The organism is Streptomyces tibetensis (assembly GCF_007655005.1).
Taxonomy (GTDB): domain Bacteria; phylum Actinomycetota; class Actinomycetes; order Streptomycetales; family Streptomycetaceae; genus Streptomyces; species Streptomyces tibetensis.
On sequence record NZ_SZVW01000034.1, the window covers coordinates 54599 to 74158 of the forward strand.

Genomic DNA, 19560 nt, shown 5'->3' on the forward strand with positions numbered 1-19560 from the left:
CTGGTTGCGTGCTGGTCGCCGTACCTGTCGGTGCAAGTGTGCCGTGCGCCGCCCGCAGACTATCGAATGCGCATTCGAGGATGAGGTTCTCGCGGGCAACACCCCTCGTTCGAGTGACCATCCTCGGGGATTGATCGCCGCTGTCGAGGGGAGATCTTCAGCGGGAGGCGGACCGCTCGGGGAAACCGGTCCGAGGGGAATGACCCTGAGAGCTCGGGGCTCCGGGTCAGCACAGGGGAGGACAGGCCCCGGCGCCACACGGCGCCGGGGCCCTCCGCGTCTTCACGGCACATCCTCCTGCCCCCTCCCCGGCCGGGCGGCATCGCTGTCGAGCCGCGGCCAAGAGCCCCTCAGGTCATATGCCTCACGCGACAGCGTCGCACGGGAAACGGACGAGCGCTGCGATTCCGCGGACTGAATGCGGGATTCGGTCCGGATCACGCCAACGGCACAAGGGCCGCATGCGGAATGGGAGTTGACCGCACACCGGCCACCGCACACCGGCCACCGGACGGCAGACGGCAGGTTGGCGGACTCAGGGCCGGTCCCTTCAGCGCCGGTCCGCTCAGGACGGGCCGCGCAGGGCGGACCGCTCAGCACGGGCCGCTCAGCACGGGCCGCTCAGGGCTTGGCGACGAACACGTGGGAGGCGATGTCCGACTCCAGCTCGGCCGCCTCGCCGCCGCTGCCCACCAGCACCCCGCCCGCCGACTCGGTCACACTCACCACCGAGCCGGGCTGCACGCCCGCCCGCCGCAGCGTGTACATCAGCTGCGCGTCCGTCTGGATCGGCTCGCCGATCCGGCGCACCACGACCGTCTTGCCCTCGGCACCCGGGTCGAGGCTGGCCAGCGACACCATGCCCTCGTCCAGGAACGGGTCGGCACCGTCCTTCTCGCCCAGCTCCTCCAGACCCGGGATCGGGTTGCCGTACGGCGACTCCGTCGGGTGCCGCAGAAGCTCCAGGACGCGGCGCTCCACGGCCTCGCTCATCACATGCTCCCAGCGGCACGCCTCCGCGTGGACCTGCTCCCACTCCAGACCGATCACGTCGACGAGCAGACACTCGGCGAGGCGGTGCTTGCGCATCACGCGCGTGGCCAGCCGGCGGCCCTCGTCGGTCAGCTCCAGATGCCGGTCGCTGGCGACGGACACCAGGCCGTCGCGCTCCATCCGCGCCACCGTCTGGCTGACGGTCGGCCCGCTCTGGTCCAACCGCTCGGCGATACGGGCGCGCATGGGGACCACACCCTCTTCCTCCAGCTCGAGGATGGTGCGGAGATACATCTCCGTGGTGTCGATCAGTCCGGACATACGTGCCCCTCGAATGAGATCTGCCGGAGGCTGGACGGCTCACCGGCGTGTGCGCTGGCCCTGAACCCAATTCTGCCGGATACCACCGACAACCGTGCCGCCGGAGGCGAAGCGGGGGATTACCCGGCCGCGCGCAAGGGTACGGACTTCTCCTCCCGGGACGTCCTGGGACTCGGCGCACGGCCCGCACGGCCGTATTGACACCGCACTGGTCCAGACCGCACCGTGATGCGCGACACAAGCCGCCGAGGCCAGCTTGAAGGGACCCCCGTATGAGCGACCGCGCGCCGGCCGGCCAGTTCCTCGACGCCGCGATCGGCCTGCTGGGGCGGCTCCGCGACGAGGAGACCGACAGCATCACCGCGGCCGGGACGCTCCTCGCCGACACCGTCGCGGCCGGCGGCCGGCTCTTCGCCTTCGGCGCCGGTCACTCCTCCCTCGCCGCGCAGGACCTCGTCTACCGCGCCGGCGGTCTCGCGCTGATGAACCTGCTCGCCGTGCCCGGTGTCGTCGGCGTCGACGTCATGCCCGCGCCGCTCGGCTCCGCCCTGGAACGCGTCGACGGCCTCGCGAGCGCCGTCCTCGACAGCTCCCCGCTCCGCGCGGGCGACGCCCTGCTGATCATCTCCCTGTCCGGGCGCAACGCCCTCCCCGTGGAGATGGCCATGAACGCCCGCGCCCTGGGCGTGAAGGTCATCGGCGTGACCTCGGTGGCCTACGCCTCGGAGACGAAGTCCCGGCACGCCTCCGGGACGTATCTGAAGGACCACTGCGACCTCGTTCTCGACTCGAAGATCGCGGTCGGCGACGCGGAACTCACCCACGACGACATCCCGGCCCCCTTCGCCCCGGCCTCGACGGTCGTCACCTCGGCCCTCCTCCAGGCCGTCATGGCGACGACCGCCACCACCCTCGCCGACCGCGGCATCGAACCGCCCCTGCTGCGCTCCGGGAACGTCGACGGCGGCCACGACTGGAACGCCCGGGTGATGGAGCAGTACCGCGACCGGATCTTCTACCGGTACTGAAACCGGCACGGAACCGGCAGGCGACCGCCCCGCCCCGCATCGGGCAGCCCGCGGCACGCGCACCCCACTCCCCGCCCGGCAGCCCGCTCACTCGACACCCGGCAGCCCGCTCACTCCCCGCCCGGCAGCCCGCTCCCTCCCCGCCCGGCAATCCGCTCACTCCCCGCCCGGCAGCCCGCTCACTCCCCGCCCGGTAATCCGCTCACTCCCCGCCCGGCAATCCGCTCACTCCCCGCCCGACAACCCCGCCAGATCCAGCACCGCGGCGATCCGTACCGCCACGTCCTCCGCGTACAGCGCGTCGGAGCGCTCGAAGGCGCTGCGGCCCGCGCCCCGCAGGAACGTCACGACGCCCAGGGTCCGGCCCCGGCTGCGCAGCACCGCGCACAGGGCGTGAACCGCGTCCTCGGGCCACTGGCGGGCCAGGGCCCACTCCCGGGCCGCCTCCGGCCGTGCCCCGCCCGCACTCGCGCGCAGGGCCCCCACCCGCTCCACGCACTGCAGGGCCGGGTGCCCCTCGGCGTAGCGGACGGGCAGGCTCGCGTACCCGGCCATGCGGCTCGGCCCCGGCGCGCCGGAGGGTGTGGCGGCGACCCGGACCAGCCGGACGGGCCCCTCGGCCTCCGCGTCGGTCAGCGCACCGCCGGCGACCCGGTCGATGAGCGCGTGGTCGGCGAAACCGGCCAGGGCGAAGTCCAGGTGGACCGTCGCCGCCTCGGCCGGGTCCTCGCACTCGGCCGCCGCCCGCGACGCCCGGTGCAGCTGCTGCGTACGGAACCGCAGCAGGGACGCCTCCTGCTCGGCCTGCTTGGTCTCCGTCACGTCCTGGAACAGCCAGCCCACACCCAGCGGAACCGGCTCCTCCGCGAGCGGCGAGGCCAGCCGCAGGAACCCGCTGCGCCAGCACCGCCGCCGCTCCCCCTCCGGCGTCCGCACACTCACCCACACCTCGGCGGGCGCCGGGGGCGCACCCTCCGCCAGCACGTGCTGCAGCGCGCTCTCCAGCTCCTCCACGCCCTGCGACAGCAGCTCCCCCAGCGGCCGCCCCAGCACCGTCGTACGCCCCGTGCCCAGTGCCCGGGCGGCGTGCGCGTTCACCACCGCCGGCCGCAGGTCCACGTCCACCAGCACGACGCCCCAGCCGGCGTCCTCGAACAGCGCCTCGCTCAGCGCGATCGACCGCTCCAGATCGATCTGCGCGTGCACCTCGCTGAACGCGCAGTAGACACCCGCCGGCTTTCCGTCGGGCCCGCGCACCGCCGCCGACTGGGTCCGCACGAGGACCCGACCGCCGTCCTTCGTCAGCAGAGCGAACTCGTGCACCTGCCTGCCGGAGGCGTGCATCGACGACAGCAGCCGGCCCTCGACCTCCTCGGCGTCCGCACTGCGCACGGCCCATCCGGCCAGCCCGCGCCGCCCCACGGCCTCGTCCGCACTCCACCCGAGAATCCGCTCGGCCTCGCGGTTCCAGTGCGTCACGACGCCGTCGGCGTCGAACGCGCACAGCGCCGCGTCCATCCCGTCCAGCAAAGCGGCAAGCAGATCCGAACCATCCGAACTGTCCCGCTCGGGCTCGTCCGGCCCCAGCTCGTCGGTGGTCCCACTACGCCGGGAAGCACTCACCTGGACCCCCTGCAGGCTGCGTCCGCACGTACGGCACGTCGGTTCGCTCCTTGCAATCATTCAACTCGAACGTGACCCAGCGCACACCGAGTTCCCACAACATTGAAGGAATCGTTGTACTGCGGCAATGCCCACGTCAACGCAACAGAAACGTTCAGCCTGAGGCGCCGGCAACCCGGCCGACGCCCTCGGTCGATCGACTAGTCGATCAACGGCAGGGACCCACCGCCGCTCCCCCGCCGCGCGTACACCTCGATCTCGATCTTCATGCGGGGGTCCGCCAGCCCGCACACCAACATCGTCGCGGCCGGCCGCACCTCTCCGAAGCACTTCCGCAGCACCGGCCAGCACGGCTCGAAGTCCTCCCGCTCGGGCAGCAGGTACCGCACCCGCACGACGTCCGCGAACGAACACCCGGCCTCCTCCAGCGCGGCCCCGATGTTCCGCAGACACTGCTCGGCCTGCTCCACCACGTCCTCGGAGATCGTCATGTCCGCGTAGTCGAACCCGGTCGTCCCCGACACATGCACCCAGTCCCCGTCCACGACGGCCCGGGCGTACCCGATCCGCTCCTCGAACACCGAACCACTGAGAATCGCCCGCCGCTTCGTCATGGAGTCAAGGTCTCAAAAAACAGGTTGATCCGAGGCCGAACGGTTTCTAAGGTTGCAAGCACTTCAGAAGGGAGGTGGTTCGGCAGATGTATGGATACCGGACGGAAGAGGTGGCTGCGGGCTAGCGGCCCGTCACCACACTCAGTGCGGTGCCGAGCCAGCGCGTGAGCGAGCGCGCAGCCGGCCCAATCTCAAGCAGTCACCCGACCCGCGAGTCGCCGGTACGTCCGGCCGGCTCCTCTCCGGAGGAACCAGACTCGCGGGTCGTCTGCGTTGTGCGAGGTGCCCGGGGGCGATGGCGGTGGACGGGTGGCGCGAGGACCGGATCGGGAGCGCTCTGCGGGGTGAGAACCCGGCCGTGCTGCGCAGGCTGGACTCCGGGTTCGCGGTGATCGGTGATGTGCAGTTCCTGCCCGGCTACTCGGTGCTGCTGACCAATGATCCCGCGGTGCAGCGGCTGTCCGAGCTGCCGCGGAGCGCGCGGCTGGCGTTCCTCGCCGACATGGACCGGCTGGGGGAAGCCGTCGAGCGGACCTGCCGGCGGGTGGAGTCGGGGTTTCGGCGGGTCAATCTGGAGATTCTCGGGAACACCGACGCGTTCCTGCACGCCCATGTGTGGCCGCGCTACGACTGGGAGCCCGAGGAGCTCGTACGCCTGCCCGTGTGGCTGTATCCGCGGGAGCGGTGGAGCGAGGAGCGGTACGCGCTCGGGCCTCGGCACGACCGGCTGCGGGAGGCCATCGGCGAGGAGCTGGACCGGCTCGCGGGGTGAGGCATGCCGACGGCCCCACCCGGACCGGAGTCGGGTGAGGCCGTGAGGGGGCGGGTCAGTGGGCGATGTCCTCGTAGCCCTCGATCTCGCGGGGGTTGCGGGTGCCCGGGCCGACATAGCGGGCCGAGGGGCGGACCAGGCGGCCCGTGCGCTTCTGCTCCAGGATGTGGGCGGACCAGCCGGCCGTGCGGGCGCAGGTGAACATGGACGTGAACATGTGGGCCGGGACCTCGGCGAAGTCCAGGACGATGGCCGCCCAGAACTCGACGTTCGTGGCGAGGACGCGGTCGGGGCGGCGGGCGTGGAGTTCCGCGAGGGCCGCCTTCTCCAGGGCCTCGGCGACCTCGAAGCGGGGGGCTCCCAGCTCCCGGGCCGTGCGGCGCAGGACCCGGGCCCTCGGGTCCTCGGCGCGGTAGACGCGGTGCCCGAAGCCCATGAGGCGTTCGCCCTTGTCGAGCGCGTTCTTGACGTAGGCCTCCGCGTCGCCCGTGCGCTCGATCTCCTCGATCATGCCGAGGACGCGGGAGGGGGCGCCGCCGTGGAGCGGGCCGGACATCGCGCCCACCGCGCCGGAGAGCGCCGCCGCCACGTCCGCGCCGGTCGAGGCGATCACGCGGGCCGTGAACGTGGAGGCGTTCATGCCGTGCTCCGCGGCGCTCGTCCAGTACGCGTCCACCGCCGCCACGTGCTTGGGGTCCGGCTCGCCGCGCCAGCGGATCATGAAGCGTTCGACGACGGACCGGGCCTTGTCGATCTCGCGCTGCGGGACCATCGGCAGGCCCTGGCCGCGGGCGGACTGGGCGACGTAGGAGAGCGCCATGACGGCCGCCCGGGCCAGGTCGGCCCTGGCCTGCTCGGCGTCGATGTCCAGGAGGGGTTTGAGGCCCCAGACGGGCGCCAGCATGGCCAGGGCGGACTGGACGTCCACGCGGATGTCGCCGGAGTGCACGGGGATGGGGAACGGCTCGGCGGCCGGCAGGCCGGGATTGAAGGCGCCGTCGACGAGGAGGCCCCAGACGTTGCCGAACGAGACGTGGCCGACGAGGTCCTCGATGTCGACGCCGCGGTACCGGAGTGCGCCGCCCTCCTTGTCGGGTTCGGCGATCTCCGTCTCGAACGCGACGATTCCCTCGAGCCCGGGTACGAAGTCGGACATCAGGCGGCTCCTCGTGATGTAAGCGACAGATGGTGTTGATGTGGGGTGGGGCGAACGAACCATGTGTCAGTCAGCTGGCGAAGCGGGCGCCGTCCACTGGATCCACGGTCGTGTACGGCGACTCGCGGTCCTGGCCGGTTGCCCCTGTGATGCCCCGTACGGCAGGCGGTCACCCAACCGCAACGGCACGGAAACGATATCCCCGAGTGCCACGCTTGGGGAGGGGTCACGGCACTCAGTGCCATGCAGTGACGAAGGACACCGTCCGTACGGCAAGATGACCGGGTGACCGACCGCGACGACGTCCCCTTCGATCTGGCCTCGATGCGCAAGCAGTACCGGGCCGACGGGCTCTCCGAGACCGACCTGGCCGCGACGCCCGTCGAGCAGTTCGCGCGCTGGTTCAAGCAGGCCGCGACGGACGGCGGGCTGTTCGAGCCCAACGCCATGATCGTGTCGACGGCCGACGCCGAGGGGCGGACGAGCGCCCGTACGGTGCTGCTGAAGCACTTCGACGAGCAGGGCTTCGTCTTCTACACGAACTACGACTCCCGCAAGGCGCGTGACCTGGCGGAGAACCCGTACGTCTCGTTGCTGTTCCCCTGGCACCCGATGGCACGGCAGGTCATCGTGACCGGGGTCGCCCGGCGCACCGGCCGGGACGAGACGGCGGCGTACTTCCGCACCCGTCCGCACGGCTCACAGCTGGGGGCGTGGGCCAGCGCCCAGTCCTCGGTGATCTCCACCCGGGCCGACATCGACGCGGCCTACGCGGAGCTGGCCGCCCGCTACCCGGAGGGCGAGCAGGTGCCGGTGCCGCCGCACTGGGGTGGTTTCCGGGTGGCCCCGCAGGCGGTGGAGTTCTGGCAGGGCAGGGAGAACCGGCTGCACGACCGGTTGCGGTACGTGGAGCGGCCGGACGGGAGCTGGCGGGTGGAGCGGCTCAGTCCGTGAGGTTCAGATGCCGATGAGCCGGATTCGGTCGCCGCACAGCCGCGCCATGTCGTCGACATCGGACGTCAGCAGGGCAACGGGGCCCGGCTGCCGCAGTGCCACCTCGGCGACGGTCGCGTCGATCGCGTACGTGTGGCCGTGCAGCCCGGCGGCCTTCAGCAGTTCCGCGGATGCCCTCGCGGCGCCCTCGGTCAACGGCTCGACCTTGACGCGGGAGAGCGCCCACTGCAGTCGAGGCATGTTCGCCCGCGCATGGCTGACTTCCACGATGGTGTTGGCGCCGATGACGAAATCGGCGCCCATGGCGTGCAGCACCTGGAACATCGCCAGGATCTTGCGGTCCTCGGCGATCCAGGCGGAGAGCCCCTGAGAGTCCAGGACAACCGTCTCGACGTGCTCCATCACGCCGCGCCCGCCGATCCGCCGGCATCCGACGTCCCGAAGATCCGGGAGCGGGCCTCCGCCAGCTCCTCCTCGGTGAACGCGCCGTGCTCCTCCTGGTGGCGCACCAGGTCGGCGCCGAGCAGCTGATGCCGCAGCTGGCGTGCCACCGCCTCGGCGACATAGCCGGAGACGTTGTCGGTGAGCTTCCTGAGTTCGGCGACCTGGTCGGTCGGCAGTGTCACCGTGATGCGTGTCGTGTCCGCCACGCTCCGAGCATACTGCGGTATGCGCCTCCCGCATCCGTGCTGAGCCCCCTCAGCCCAGCGTCTCCTCCAGCAGCCCCGCCCACTGCGCGACCACCCGTTCCCGGCGGGCCGCGTCGTCCGTGAGGAGGTTGGCGAGGCCCAGGCCGCGGGCCATGTCGAGGAGGCCCTGGACGGTTTCGCGGACGCCGGGGGCGGACTCGTCGACGGCGAGGAGGTCGACGGCTATGCGGTGGGTCTCGCGGCCGACGCGGGATTCGAGTTCGGTGACGCGGGGCCGGAGCTGCTCCTCGTTGGAGGCGGCGACCCAGAGGTGGAGGGCGGCACGGAACAGCGGCCCGGTGTAGAGGTCGACCAGGGCGGCGACGACGGCGTGGCGGTCGCCCGCCGCGCCGTCGGGGAACAGGGCGCGCAGGGCCGTGGAGCGTTCCTCGGCGACGTACTCGACGGCCGCGGTGAAGAGGTCCTCGCGGGTCGGGAAGTGGTGCTGGGCGGCGCCGCGGGAGACGCCGGCGCGTTCGGCGACCACGGAGACGGTGGACCCCGCCCAGCCGTGTTCGGCGAGGCAGGACACGGCCGCTTCGAGCAGCCGCTGCCGGGTGGCCCGGCTGCGGTCCTGCTTGGGGACTCTCTCCGCACGGTCGGCCGTGCTCACACCACCCATGCCGGATCCCGTCGTTCGAGGAAGGCCGTCATCCCCTCGCGGGCCTGCGGGGAGGAGAACAGCCGGGCCGAGAGCGCGGTCAGGTCGGCGGCGTCCCGGTCGAAGGCTTCCAGCACCCTAGCCGTGAGCAGCCGTTTCGTCTCGGCCAGGGCGTCGGGGGCGGATCTGCGCAGGCCTTCCAGGATCGGGTCCAGGGCCGTGTCGACGTCGTCCGCGCAGGTGGTGACCAGGCCGGTCGCCTTGGCTTCCGCCGCGTCGAAGCGTTCGCCGGTGAGGTAGTAGCGGGCGAGGGCGCGGGGGTCGGTGCGGGGCAGGAGCGGCAGGGAGATGACCGCGGGGGCCACGCCGATGCGGACCTCGGTGAAGGCGAAGGTGGCCTGCGTGGCGGCGGCGGCGATGTCACAGGCGGCCAGGAGGCCGAGGCCGCCCGCGCGCACGTGCCCGGTGACCCGGGCGACGACCGGTTTGGGCAGTTCGATGATCTGCCGCAGCAGGGCTACCAGCGCCTCGGGTGGGGGAGGGTCCTTGAGGTCGGCGCCGGCGCTGAAGGTGGTGCCGGTGTGGGTGAGGACGATCGCGCGGACGCCGGGGTCCTTGCCGGCGTCGGCGAGCGCGTCGGCCAGTTCGCCGACCAGGGCCGCCGACAGGGCGTTGCGGTTGTGCGGCGAGTCGAGGGACAGGGTCTCCACGGCCCGCGCGCGGGTACGGACGATCAGCGTCATGCGCTCTCCCTGAGCTGTCGGCGGAGGATCTTGCCGGAGGCCGCGCGGGGGACGCCGACGACGAAGGTGACGTGGCGGATCCGCTTGTAGGGGGCCACGCGCTCGGCGACGTACATCATGATCTCCGCCTCGGTGAGCTCCGCGGCGGACGGCTGGCGGACGACGTAGGCGTGCGGGACCTCGTTGCCGTCGGCGTCGTACCTGCCGATGACGGCGGCGTCGGCGATGCCCGGGTGGGTGAGGAGGAGGGCCTCCAGCTCGGCGGGGGCCACCTGGAAGCCCTTGTACTTGATGAGCTCCTTGACCCGGTCGACGACGAACAGCCAGCCGTCGCCGTCCACGTGACCGACGTCTCCGGTGTGCAGCCAGCCGTCGGGGTCGATCATCGCGGTGGTGGCGTCGGGGCGGCCGAGGTAGCCCTTCATGATCTGGGGGCCGCGGATGAGGATCTCGCCGGATGCGCCGGCGGGGAGGTCCTTGCCGGGGTCGTCGAGGGAGACGATGCGCATGTCGGTGCCGGCGATGAGCTTGCCGACGGTTCCGGGCGGGGCGTCGTCCATGGCGTCCAGGGGGACGACGTGGGTGCCGGGTGAGAGTTCGGTCATGCCGTAGGCCTGGCCGACGGGCGGCAGGCCGAGGCGCCGGGAGCAGGCCGCGGCGAGGCGGGCGTCCAGGGGTGCGGCGGCGCTGATGATGTGCTTCAGGGACGACAGGTCGTACTGGGCGACGGCCGGGTGCTTGGCGAGGGCCAGGACGATCGGCGGGGCCACGTAGAGGGCCGTGATGCGGTGGTTCTGGATGGCCGCGAGGAACCGCTCCAGGTCGAAGCGGGGCAGGACGACGACGGTGGCGCCCTGCCGCAGGGGGGCGTTCATCAGGGCCGTGAGGCCGTATATGTGGAAAAAGGGAAGAACCGCCAGGATGCGGTCTCCCGGGCCCGCGGGTATCGCCGGGTGGAGCTGCGCGAGGTTGGTGGCGATCTGCCGGTGGGTGAGCATCACGCCCTTGGGGACGCCGGTGGTGCCGGAGGAGTACGGCAGGGCGGCGACGTCCTCGGCGGGGTCGATGGCGATCTGCGGCTCGGGGGCCGCCGAGGCGAGCATGTCGATCAGGGAGCGGTGGCCGCTCGCGCTGTCGCACACGAAGATCTCCCGTACGCCGCCCGCGAGTTCGGCGGCCCGGCGGGCGACGTCCAGCAGCGGTGACACGGTGACGATCCAGCGGGCCGCGGAGTCCCGCAGCTGTTTGGCGAACTCGTCGGCGGTGGCGAGCGGGTGCACGGTGGTGACGGTGGCACCCGCGCGCGTGGCCGCGTAGAAGGCGGTCGGGAAGGCGATGGTGTTGGGGCTGTGCAGGGCGAGGACGTCGCCCTTGCGGACCCCGGCCTCGGCGAGGGCGGCGGCGACGCGCCGGTGGAAGCGGTCGACCTGCTCGTAGGTGAGGGTGGTGCCGTCGGTGCCGTCGATCAGCGCCGGGATGTCGCCGAATTCGGCGGCCCGGGCCAGGACGGCGTCATGGATGGGCAGTTCGACGGGTGGGACGTCTGCGTACTCGCTGCGGAACATGGCTGGTTCCTCCTCGCGCGCGGGCCGTCTCAGGGTCCTCAGTACGACTTGGGCAGGCCCAGGGTCTGGTGGGAGACGTAGTTGAGAATCATCTCCCGGCTCACCGGCGCGATACGAGCCACGCGCGCGGCCGTTATCAGCCGGGCCAGGCCGTACTCGCGGGTGAGTCCGTTGCCGCCGAGGGTGTGCACGGCCTGGTCGACGGCCTTCACGCACGCTTCCCCGGCCGCGTACTTGGCCATGTTGGCGGCCTCTCCGGCACCCATGTCGTCGCCCGCGTCGTAGAGGGCGGCGGCCTTCTGCGTCATCAGGCGGGCGAGTTCGAGGTCGATGTGCGCCTGGGCCAGGGGGTGGGCGATGGCCTGGTGGGCACCGATGGGGGTGTTCCAGACGGTGCGGTCGCGGGCGTACTCGACGGCTTTGGCGAGGGCGTGGCGGCCCATGCCGATCGCGAAGGCGGCGGTCATGACGCGTTCGGGGTTCAGGCCGGCGAAGAGCTGGAGGAGGCCGGCGTCCTCGTCGCCGACCAGCGCGTCGGCGGGCAGCCGTACGTCGTCCAGGACCAGTTCGAACTGCTTCTCCGCGGCGTTCAGTTCCATGTCGATGGGGCGGCGGGTGAAGCCGGGGGTGTCGCGCGGGACGATGAAGAGGCAGGGCTTGAGGCGGCCGGTGCGGGCGTCTTCGGTGCGGCCGACGATGAGGGTCGCGTCCGCGATGTCCACGCCGGAGATGAAGACCTTGCGGCCGGTGAGGAGCCAGTCGCCGGTGTCCTGGTCGCGGCGGGCCGTGGTGGTGATGCGGTGGGAGTTGGAGCCGGCGTCGGGTTCGGTGATGCCGAAGGCCATGAGGCGGGTGCCGTTGGCGAGGCCGGGCAGCCACTGTTGCTTTTGGGCGTCGGTGCCGAAGCGGGATATCACCGTGCCGCAGATCGCCGGTGAGACGACCAGCATGAGGAGGGGGCAGCCGGCCGCGCCCAGCTCTTCGAGGACGATGGAGAGTTCGGAGATGCCGCCGCCTCCGCCTCCGTATGGCTCGGGGAGGTTGACTCCGAGGTAGCCGAGTTTGCCTGCTTCTGTCCAGAGTTGGGTGGTGTCGCTGGTCCGGCTGTGGCGTTTGCCGAGTGCGGCGACAGCCTCTCGGAGCGCCTTGTGGTCTTCGGTGTCCATGAGGAGTCCTTTCGGTGCGGGCCGGATGTGGCTTGTCGCGCAGTTCCCCGCGCCCCTTACGGGGCTTCCTTCACCACGGCCAAGAGCGCGCCCGGCTCCACCTGCTGGCCGGGGACGACGCACAGGTCGGTCAGCGTTCCCGTCACCGGCGCCGTGATCTTGTGCTGCATCTTCATCGCCTCCAGCCAGAGGAGAGGCTCGCCCGCCTTCACGGGCGTTCCAGCCGTCAGACCGTCGGCCACGCGGACGACGGTGCCCGGCATGGGGGCCAGGAGGGAGCCGGGGGCGTGCTGGGTGGTGGGGTCGGGGAAGCGGGGCAGGGCGGTCAGAGGGGTGGTGTTGACGTAGACGTGCTTGCCGTAGCGGGTGACCTCGTACTTCCGCTCCACCCCGGCCACTTCGAGTACGACCAGGCCCGCGTCGGCGTGCACGACCCGCACGCCGTCCGCCTCCAGGCCCTGCCGGGTGTGCCGGTAGCGGGCCTCGTGCTCCTCGCCCGCCATCAGGTACCGCTTGGTCTGAGGCTGGGAGGGGACGTTGCGCCAGCCGCCGAAGCGGGAGCGGCCGTGGGCGTCGGCGAGGGCGGCGGCCAGCGGGGCGTGCGGGTCGGGGGACGACTCGGTCAGGTCCGGCAGGTGGCGGTCGTAGAAGCCGGTGTCCATGCGTGCCCCGGTGAACTCGGGGTGGCGCAGGGAGCGGACCAGCAGGTCGCGGTTGGTGACGGGGCCGTGGATCACCGCGCGTTCGAGGGCGGCGGCGAGCCTGCGGACGGCCTCCGTGCGGGTGGGGGCGTGGGCCACGACCTTGGCGAGCATGGGGTCGTAGTGGACGCCGATCTCGTCGCCGTCCGTGTAGCCGGTGTCCAGGCGGACCGGACCGGGGACGCCCAGGCGGTGCAGGGTGCCGGTCTGCGGGGACCAGTCGCGGGCCGGGTCCTCGGCGTACAGACGGGCCTCCACCGCGTGGCCGTGCGCGCGTGGCGGTTCGGCCGCCAGAGGGTGGCCCTCGGCGATCCGGATCTGCTCCGCTACCAGGTCGATGCCGAACACGGCCTCCGTGACGGGGTGTTCGACCTGGAGGCGGGTGTTCATCTCCAGGAAGTGCGCCCTGCCGTCGGCGACGAGGAACTCGACCGTGCCGGCGCCCACGTAGTCCACGGCCCGGGCGGCCCGTACCGCGAGGGCGCGGACCTCCTCGTCGAGCTCCCGGGACAGGCCGGGGGCCGGGGCCTCCTCGATGACCTTCTGGTGGCGGCGCTGCAGGGAGCAGTCGCGGGTGCCGAGGGGCCAGACCGTGCCGTGGCTGTCGGCGAGGATCTGCACCTCGACGTGGCGGCCGTTCTCCACGTACGGCTCGACGAAGACCTCGCCGTCGCCGAAGGCGCTCGTGGCCTCGGCCCGTGCGGTGGCCAACTCGGCCTCCAGGTCCGCGAGACGGCGTACGACCCGCATGCCGCGGCCGCCGCCCCCGGCCGCCGCCTTCACCAGCACGGGCAGGTCGGCCTCCGTGACGTGGGTGAGGGGCCGTATGCCCATGAGCTGTTTGGCGCGGGTCTTGGACGCCATGGCCTCGATGGCCTGCGGGGGCGGGCCGATCCAGCGCAGGCCCGCGTCCAGGACGGCTCGGGCGAAGCCGGCGTTCTCGGAGAGGAAGCCGTAGCCGGGGTGCACGGCGTCCGCCCCGGCGGCGAGGGCGGCCTTCACGATCAGGTCACCGCGCAGATAGGTGTCGGCGGGCGCCTCCCCCGCAAGTCGTACGCTTACGTCGGCCACGCGTGCGTGGAGGGCGGTCGCGTCGGCGTCCGAGTGCACGGCGACCGTGCGGATGCCCAGGTCGTGGCAGGTGCGGACGACGCGGCAGGCGATCTCGCCCCGGTTGGCGACCAGCACTGAAGTGATCACTGAGGGTTCCTCACATCCGGAAGACGCCGAAGCCGCCGCGCGCGCCCTCGTAGGGGGCGGTGTGGATCGCGGAGAGGCACAGGCCGAGGACGGTGCGGGTGTCGCGCGGGTCGATGACACCGTCGTCGTACAGCCGCCCGGACAGGAACATCGGCAGCGACTCGGACTCGATCTGCTGCTCCACCATGGCGCGCAGGGCGGCGTCCGCCTCCTCGTCGTAGGGCCGGCCCTTGGCGGCGGCCGACTGGCGGGCGACGATCGACAGCACGCCCGCGAGCTGCTGCGGGCCCATGACGGCCGACTTGGCGCTGGGCCAGGCGAAGAGGAAGCGCGGGTCGTAGGCGCGGCCGCACATGCCGTAGTGGCCGGCACCGTAGGAGGCGCCCATGAGGACGGAGAGGTGGGGCACGCGGCTGTTGCCGACCGCGTTGATCATCATCGCGCCGTGCTTGATGATGCCGCCCTGCTCGTATTCCCTGCCGACCATGTAGCCGGTGGTGTTGTGCAGGAAGAGCAGGGGGATGTCACGCTGGTTGGCGAGCTGGATGAACTGGGCGGCCTTCTGGGACTCCTCGCTGAACAGGACCCCCTGGGCGTTCGCGAGGATGCCGACCGGATAGCCGTGCAGGGCGGCCCAGCCGGTGGTCAGGCTCGTCCCGTAGAGCGGTTTGAATTCGTCGAAGTCGGAGGCGTCGACGATCCGGGCGATGACCTCGCGCGGGTCGAAGGGGCTCTTGAGGTCGCCGGGGACGATGCCCAGCAACTCCTCCGCGTCGTACGTCGGCGGCTCGGCGGGCCTCGGATCCTCGTACGCCTTGCGGTGGTTGAGGCGGGCGACCACGCGCCGGGCCTGCCGCAGCGCGTCCGGCTCGTCGACGGCGAAGTAGTCGGCGAGGCCCGAGGTGCGCGCGTGCATCTCGGCGCCGCCCAGGGACTCGTCGTCGCTCTCCTCCCCGGTCGCCATCTTCACCAGCGGCGGACCGCCGAGGAACACCTTCGCCCGCTCCTTGACCATGATCACGTGGTCGGACATGCCGGGGATGTAGGCGCCGCCGGCGGTGGAGTTGCCGAAGACGACCGCGACGGTCGGGATCCCGGCGGCGGACAGCCGGGTGAGGTCGCGGAAGATCGCGCCGCCGGGAATGAAGATCTCCTTCTGCGACGGCAGGTCGGCACCTCCCGACTCCACCAGGCTGATGCAGGGCAGCCGGTTGGCGAGCGCGATGTCGTTGGCGCGCAGGGCCTTCTTCAGCGACCAGGGGTTGCTCGCGCCGCCGCGCACGGTCGGGTCGTTGGCGGTGATCAGGCACTCCACGCCCTCGACGACCCCGATGCCGGTGACGAGGGACGCGCCGACGGTGTGGTCGCTGCCCCAGGCGGCCAGCGGGGACAGCTCCAGGAACGGTGTGTCGGGGTCGAGGAGCAGCTCGATGCGCTCGCGGGCGAGGAGCTTGCCGCGCTTTTGGTGCCGTGCGACGTACTTCTCGCCGCCGCCCGCGAGGGCCTTGGCGTGTTCGGCGTCGAGTGCGGCGAGCTTGGCGAGCATCGTCTCGCGGTTGGCCGCGTAGTCGGGGCTGCTGGTGTCGAGCCCGGAGGTCAGGACGGTCAAAGGAGGGTCTCCGGTATGTCGAGATGGCGGGAGCGCAGCCATTCGCCGAGGGCCTTGGCCTGCGGATCGAAGCGGTGCCGCGCGGCGGCACCGGCGCCGAGGATGCCCTCGACGACGAAGTTGAGGGCGCGCAGGTTGGGCAGCACGTGCCGTACGACGGTCAGCTCGCGGCTCTCGGGGATCAGCTCCCGGAACCGGTCTGCGGTCAGCTCGTGGGCGAGCCATCGCCAGGCGTCGTCCGTGCGGGCCCACACCCCGACGTTGGCGTCGCCGCCCTTGTCGCCGCTGCGGGCGCCCGCGACGAGGCCGAGGGGAGCCCTGGTGACCGGCCCGGGCGGGAGCGGCTCAGGGAGCGGCGGCCGCGGAACGTCGTCGAGGACGAGGGTGTCGTGGGGCGGCGGCACCGGAACCCGCTGTCCGTCGTGGAGGACCGCCACATGGTCGACTCCACCATGAGGGACGTACACATCCTCGAAGACCCCATAGGGCGAGCCTTTTCCGGGTGGGGCCAGCACATGGAAGCCGGGGTAGCCGGCGAGTGCGAGCTCCACGGCCGCTCCGCTCAGCGCCCGTCCGACGACCTCCTGGTCGGGGTCCCGCACGACGAGCCGCAGCAACGCGCTCGCCGTCTCCTCGGTGGGCGCGTCGGAGCGGTCGGTGCGGACCAGCTCCCAGCACACGTCGGCCACTTTGGCGAGGGCCGGTTCCAGCTGCTCCCGCACCAGGGCTGCCTTGGCCTCGACGTCGAGGCCGGTGAGCACGAAGACGACCTCGTTGCGGAAACCGCCGAGCCGGTTGAGGCCGACCTTGAGGGTGGGCGGCGGTGCCTCCCCGCGCACGCCCTCGATGCGCACCCGGTCGGGCCCGTCCTGGCTCAGCCGCACGGTGTCCAGCCGGGCGGTGACGTCCGGCCCCGCGTACCGGGCACCGGCCGTCTCGTACAGCAACTGCGCGGTGACCGTGCCGACGTCGACGAAACCGCCGGTGCCGGGGTGCTTGGTGATGACGCAGCTGCCGTCCTCGTGCAGCTCGGCGAGCGGGAAGCCGGGGCGGCGGACGTCGCCGTCCCGGAAGAAGGCGTAATTGCCGCCGGTGGCCTGCGCCCCGCACTCCAGGACATGCCCGGCGACCACCGCGCCCGCGAGCCGGTCGTGGTCCTGCGGGGTCCAGCCGAAGTGGGCGGCGGCGGGCCCGGTGACCAGGGCCGCGTCCGTCACCCGGCCGGTGACGACGACGTCGGCGCCCGCCCGCAGGCACTGAGCGATGGCGAAGCCGCCGAGGTAGGCGTGGGCGGCGAGGGAGCCCGGGTGCGCGGCGGTGAGGTCGTCGCCCGCCACATGAGCGACGCGTACGGGGATGCCCAGCCGGTCGGCCATGTTCCGTACGGCGTCGGCCAGTCCGGCCGGGTTGAGCCCGCCGGCGTTGGTGACGATCCTGACGCCCCGCTGGTGCGCGAGCCCCAGGCAGTCCTCCAACTGCCGCAGGAACGTGCGGGCGTATCCGGCGGCGGGGTCCTTCTGGCGGTCCCGGCCGAGGATCAGCATGGTCAGCTCGGCGAGGTAGTCGCCGGTGAGGACGTCGAGTTCGCCGCCGGTGAGCATCTCGCGCATCGCGTCGAAGCGGTCGCCGTAGAAGCCTGAGGCGTTGCCTATGCGGAGGATCGTCACGAGGCCGCCTCGCTGTGGCCGCGCTCGGGCGTCACGGGCCGGGCATCGCCGCCGCGCTCGGGCGTCACGAGGCGGACTCCGTCGGCGGGCGTCCGCCGCCCGGCGGGCCCGCGAAGGCCTGCGCGATGTCGAGCCAGCGGCCGGCGTCCGGGCCGTCGGCGCGCAGGGCGAGGTCGGTGCGGTGGACGCGCTGGGTGACCAGGAGGCAGAAGTCGAGGGCGGGCCCGGTGACGCGCTGCCCGGCGTCCTCGGGGCCGTAGGTCCACAGGTCGCCGGAGGGGGCGCGCAGTTCGACGCGGAACGGCTCGGCGGGCGGGGTCAGGCCGTGCACGCCGTAGGCGAAGTCCCGGGTCCGTACCCCGAGCCGGGCCACATGCCGCAGCCGGTCGGTGGACGGGCGCACCACACCCAGGGCGTCGGCCACGTCCTGCCCGTGCCACATGCCGCAGCCGGTCGGTGGACGGGCGCACCACACCCAGGGCGTCGGCCACGTCCTGCCCGTGCGCCCAGGTCTCCATCAGGCGGGCCGTCGCCATGGAGGGGGCCGACATGGGCGGGCCGTACCAGGGGAAACGCGCCTTCGGCGGGGCGGCCCGCAGTGCCTCCTCCAGTGCCGTACGGCCGTCGCGCCACCGGGCGAGCAGCTCGCCGGGCGGGAGTCCCGCGCCCTCCTCGGCGCCCTCGTCGACGAACGAGTCCGGCGCGGCGAGGGCCTTCTCGACCAGGGTGTGGAAGCCGTCGGCGTCCGTGACGGCGAGCAGGGCCGAGCGGTCCGTCCAGGCGAGATGGGCGATCTGGTGGGCCACGGTCCAGCCGGGCGCGGGGGTCGCGAGCGACCAGCGCTGCGGGGGCAACCCGGCCACGAGGCGGTCGAGTTCCTCGCTCTCCTCGCGCAGATCGTCGATCACGGACATCGGATCGGACACGGGCGCTCCCCTCGGGGCACGGCGGTGTGCGGGGTGGTGCGGCGTGCTGAGGAGCATGGCAGCGGCGCACAAAACAATCAAGCGTGCTTGCATGAAATTCCGGCGGTGGCCGGAAGCGTGCTCTTCGACGGCGCGATCAATACACTCTGGGTCGCGCTCGTTCCATCGGGCACGCGTCGGGGGAGACACAAGAATGAGCACCTGGAATCCGGGCGGGCAGCCGCCGTACGACCCGAACGGTCAGCAGCCGTACCCGCCGCACCCAGGGCCCTATCCACCCTCGCCCGGGCCGTACGCGCCGCCGGGGGGCGGATATCCGCCCGGAGGGTATCCACCCGGTGGGTATCCGCCCCATGTGCCGCCGCCCGGGGGTGGTCATCCGCCCCATGTGCCGCACCCCTACATGCCGCACCCGGCTCCCCCGCCGCCGCCCGGCCCCGTGGCGCGGCTACGGCGGCGGATCGGCCCCGTCCACACCGCGCGCCGGGTGTTCCGGCCGTCCCGGCCGGACCTCGTCGAGGACGCCTTCATCGCGCGCATGCAGAAGATCCGCACGCTGGTGGGGCTCGGCGCGGTGATGTGGGTGTCGGTGAGCTACAAGGTCGGCAGCTCTCTGGGAGACGTCGCCGAGGACCGTCTCGACCAGTCGTGGTCCAACGTGCTGGTGCTGTCCGTGACGTTCCCGGTGGTGGTGGGCGTGCTGCTGGCCCTGACCGCCTCGTCGGCCCGCCGGGATCTGCTGCGCCGGGCCGCGAAACCGTTCGGGGCGATGGTGGCCCTGATCGCCGCGGTCTTCGTGTTCCCGCTGATGGTGCTCACGGGCTTCGTCGAGGGGCGGTTCGCCACCAACCCGGCGATGACGGTGGTGACCTGGGTGGTCGTCGTGCTCGTCCTGGTGTGGGTGCTGCCGTTCATCGCCTGGGGTGTCGGTCTGGCCCTGCTGCACGTGTTCCGCACGGCCGACATCCACCAGACGATGCCGCCGCTGCTCGCCATGACGCTGGTGTGGGAGATGACGCTGATCGACCTGTTCACCGGGGCGTACGCGGGTGTGCCGGTGCCGGTGCGGGTGGTGTTCATGCTCGGGGCGCCGCTGTCGGTGACGGCGGTGGGACTGTGGGAGCTGCGGCGGCTGCGGGCGCACTACGGCATCTCGGTGCGCGGCATGCTGGTGCGCTAGTGACCTGGTTTTGAGTTCTGGGCGCGCCCCATGAGTCGTGTTCTGTTTCAGA

General features: G+C 72.1%; 18 protein-coding genes and 1 pseudogene. 4 read left to right on the forward strand and 15 right to left on the reverse strand.

Annotated features, from left to right (window positions below):
• Window positions 1-621: 621 nt before the first annotated feature.
• Window positions 622-1314, reverse strand: coding sequence for an iron-dependent transcriptional repressor DtxR (locus tag FDO69_RS39305; RefSeq protein ID WP_053671441.1), 693 nt, complete (start codon window positions 1312-1314; stop codon window positions 622-624).
• Between the two features lie 272 nt (window positions 1315-1586).
• On the opposite strand from FDO69_RS39305, the gene FDO69_RS39310 reads away from it, so the two are divergent.
• Entirely contained in the window at window positions 1587-2342 is a 756-nt protein-coding gene (locus tag FDO69_RS39310; protein ID WP_104788633.1) for an SIS domain-containing protein, read from the forward strand.
• A gap of 225 nt (window positions 2343-2567) precedes the next feature.
• Here the strand turns inward: FDO69_RS39310 and FDO69_RS39315 are convergent, their stop codons facing one another.
• Window positions 2568-3965 carry a PAS domain-containing protein gene (locus FDO69_RS39315; RefSeq protein WP_234388297.1) on the reverse strand — a complete coding sequence of 466 codons (1398 nt, stop codon included), beginning with the start codon at window positions 3963-3965 and terminating at the stop codon, window positions 2568-2570.
• 200 nt (window positions 3966-4165) lie between these two features.
• Window positions 4166-4579, reverse strand: coding sequence for a RidA family protein (locus FDO69_RS39320; protein ID WP_104788639.1), 414 nt, complete (start codon window positions 4577-4579; stop codon window positions 4166-4168).
• A 295-nt stretch (window positions 4580-4874) separates the two neighbouring features.
• Here FDO69_RS39320 and FDO69_RS39325 point away from each other — a divergent pair, with 295 nt between their 5' ends.
• The gene (locus FDO69_RS39325) at window positions 4875-5351 is read left to right on the forward strand and encodes an HIT family protein (RefSeq protein WP_104788641.1); all 477 of its coding nucleotides are present in this window, start codon (window positions 4875-4877) and stop codon (window positions 5349-5351) included.
• A gap of 55 nt (window positions 5352-5406) precedes the next feature.
• On the opposite strand, the gene FDO69_RS39330 is transcribed toward FDO69_RS39325, so the two are convergent.
• Window positions 5407-6507: a citrate synthase 2 gene (locus tag FDO69_RS39330; RefSeq protein ID WP_104788644.1), complete on the reverse strand. Its 1101-nt coding sequence runs from the start codon at window positions 6505-6507 to the stop codon at window positions 5407-5409.
• Between the two features lie 285 nt (window positions 6508-6792).
• Here FDO69_RS39330 and pdxH point away from each other — a divergent pair, with 285 nt between their 5' ends.
• Window positions 6793-7461, forward strand: a complete 669-nt coding sequence (gene pdxH, locus FDO69_RS39335; protein ID WP_104788647.1) for a pyridoxamine 5'-phosphate oxidase — start codon at window positions 6793-6795, stop codon at window positions 7459-7461.
• 3 nt (window positions 7462-7464) lie between these two features.
• Here the strand turns inward: pdxH and FDO69_RS39340 are convergent, their stop codons facing one another.
• The 11 genes and pseudogenes from FDO69_RS39340 to FDO69_RS43195 form a co-directional block, all read right to left on the reverse strand.
• Window positions 7465-7866, reverse strand: coding sequence for a DNA-binding protein (locus FDO69_RS39340; protein ID WP_104788650.1), 402 nt, complete (start codon window positions 7864-7866; stop codon window positions 7465-7467).
• Window positions 7863-8111 (reverse strand): type II toxin-antitoxin system CcdA family antitoxin, encoded by a 249-nt coding sequence (locus FDO69_RS39345; protein WP_104788653.1) that lies wholly within the window; start codon window positions 8109-8111, stop codon window positions 7863-7865. The genes FDO69_RS39340 and FDO69_RS39345 overlap by 4 nt, the downstream gene beginning before the upstream one ends.
• Window positions 8112-8160: 49 nt before the next feature.
• Entirely contained in the window at window positions 8161-8772 is a 612-nt protein-coding gene (locus FDO69_RS39350) for a TetR/AcrR family transcriptional regulator (RefSeq protein ID WP_104788656.1), read from the reverse strand.
• Window positions 8760-9494, reverse strand: a complete 735-nt coding sequence (locus FDO69_RS39355) for an enoyl-CoA hydratase family protein (protein WP_104788658.1) — start codon at window positions 9492-9494, stop codon at window positions 8760-8762. Before FDO69_RS39355 ends, FDO69_RS39350 begins: the two co-directional genes overlap by 13 nt.
• Window positions 9491-11059: a 4-coumarate--CoA ligase family protein gene (locus FDO69_RS39360; RefSeq protein ID WP_104788661.1), complete on the reverse strand. Its 1569-nt coding sequence runs from the start codon at window positions 11057-11059 to the stop codon at window positions 9491-9493. The genes FDO69_RS39355 and FDO69_RS39360 overlap by 4 nt, the downstream gene beginning before the upstream one ends.
• Before the next feature lie 38 nt (window positions 11060-11097).
• On the reverse strand, window positions 11098-12225 hold the full coding sequence (locus FDO69_RS39365) for an acyl-CoA dehydrogenase family protein (protein ID WP_104788663.1): 1128 nt from the start codon (window positions 12223-12225) through the stop codon (window positions 11098-11100).
• Window positions 12226-12281: 56 nt separating this feature from the next.
• Window positions 12282-14126 (reverse strand): acetyl/propionyl/methylcrotonyl-CoA carboxylase subunit alpha, encoded by a 1845-nt coding sequence (locus tag FDO69_RS39370; RefSeq protein ID WP_104788666.1) that lies wholly within the window; start codon window positions 14124-14126, stop codon window positions 12282-12284.
• 10 nt (window positions 14127-14136) lie between these two features.
• Window positions 14137-15735, reverse strand: coding sequence for an acyl-CoA carboxylase subunit beta (locus tag FDO69_RS39375; RefSeq protein WP_104788669.1), 1599 nt, complete (start codon window positions 15733-15735; stop codon window positions 14137-14139).
• On the reverse strand, window positions 15732-17402 hold the full coding sequence (locus FDO69_RS39380) for an acyclic terpene utilization AtuA family protein (protein ID WP_104788672.1): 1671 nt from the start codon (window positions 17400-17402) through the stop codon (window positions 15732-15734). The genes FDO69_RS39375 and FDO69_RS39380 overlap by 4 nt, the downstream gene beginning before the upstream one ends.
• 64 nt (window positions 17403-17466) lie before the next feature.
• Window positions 17467-17844 (reverse strand): maleylpyruvate isomerase family mycothiol-dependent enzyme, encoded by a 378-nt coding sequence (locus FDO69_RS43190; protein WP_420878581.1) that lies wholly within the window; start codon window positions 17842-17844, stop codon window positions 17467-17469.
• Window positions 17768-18421, reverse strand: a pseudogene (locus FDO69_RS43195) (maleylpyruvate isomerase family mycothiol-dependent enzyme); the annotation flags it as partial. The gene FDO69_RS43190 and the pseudogene FDO69_RS43195, both read right to left, overlap by 77 nt.
• A gap of 100 nt (window positions 18422-18521) precedes the next feature.
• Between FDO69_RS43195 and FDO69_RS39395 the strand changes: the two are divergent.
• Entirely contained in the window at window positions 18522-19508 is a 987-nt protein-coding gene (locus FDO69_RS39395; RefSeq protein WP_234388299.1) for a hypothetical protein, read from the forward strand.
• The last annotated feature ends 52 nt before the right edge of the window (window positions 19509-19560 follow it).

Excerpts from the sequence above, each read along its gene's own strand:
- FDO69_RS39305 (WP_053671441.1), bottom strand. The coding sequence starts at position 1,314 with ATGTCCGGACTGATCGACACCACGGAGATGTATCTCCGCACCATCCTC.
- FDO69_RS39310 (WP_104788633.1), top strand. The coding sequence starts at position 1,587 with ATGAGCGACCGCGCGCCGGCCGGCCAGTTCCTCGACGCCGCGATCGGC.
- FDO69_RS39320 (WP_104788639.1), bottom strand. The coding sequence starts at position 4,579 with ATGACGAAGCGGCGGGCGATTCTCAGTGGTTCGGTGTTCGAGGAGCGG.
- FDO69_RS39325 (WP_104788641.1), top strand. The coding sequence starts at position 4,875 with ATGGCGGTGGACGGGTGGCGCGAGGACCGGATCGGGAGCGCTCTGCGG.
- FDO69_RS39330 (WP_104788644.1), bottom strand. The coding sequence starts at position 6,507 with ATGTCCGACTTCGTACCCGGGCTCGAGGGAATCGTCGCGTTCGAGACG.
- FDO69_RS39350 (WP_104788656.1), bottom strand. The coding sequence starts at position 8,772 with ATGGGTGGTGTGAGCACGGCCGACCGTGCGGAGAGAGTCCCCAAGCAG.
- FDO69_RS39355 (WP_104788658.1), bottom strand. The coding sequence starts at position 9,494 with ATGACGCTGATCGTCCGTACCCGCGCGCGGGCCGTGGAGACCCTGTCC.
- FDO69_RS39360 (WP_104788661.1), bottom strand. The coding sequence starts at position 11,059 with ATGTTCCGCAGCGAGTACGCAGACGTCCCACCCGTCGAACTGCCCATC.
- FDO69_RS39365 (WP_104788663.1), bottom strand. The coding sequence starts at position 12,225 with ATGGACACCGAAGACCACAAGGCGCTCCGAGAGGCTGTCGCCGCACTC.
- FDO69_RS43190 (WP_420878581.1), bottom strand. The coding sequence starts at position 17,844 with ATGTGGCACGGGCAGGACGTGGCCGACGCCCTGGGTGTGGTGCGCCCG.
- FDO69_RS39395 (WP_234388299.1), top strand. The coding sequence starts at position 18,522 with ATGAGCACCTGGAATCCGGGCGGGCAGCCGCCGTACGACCCGAACGGT.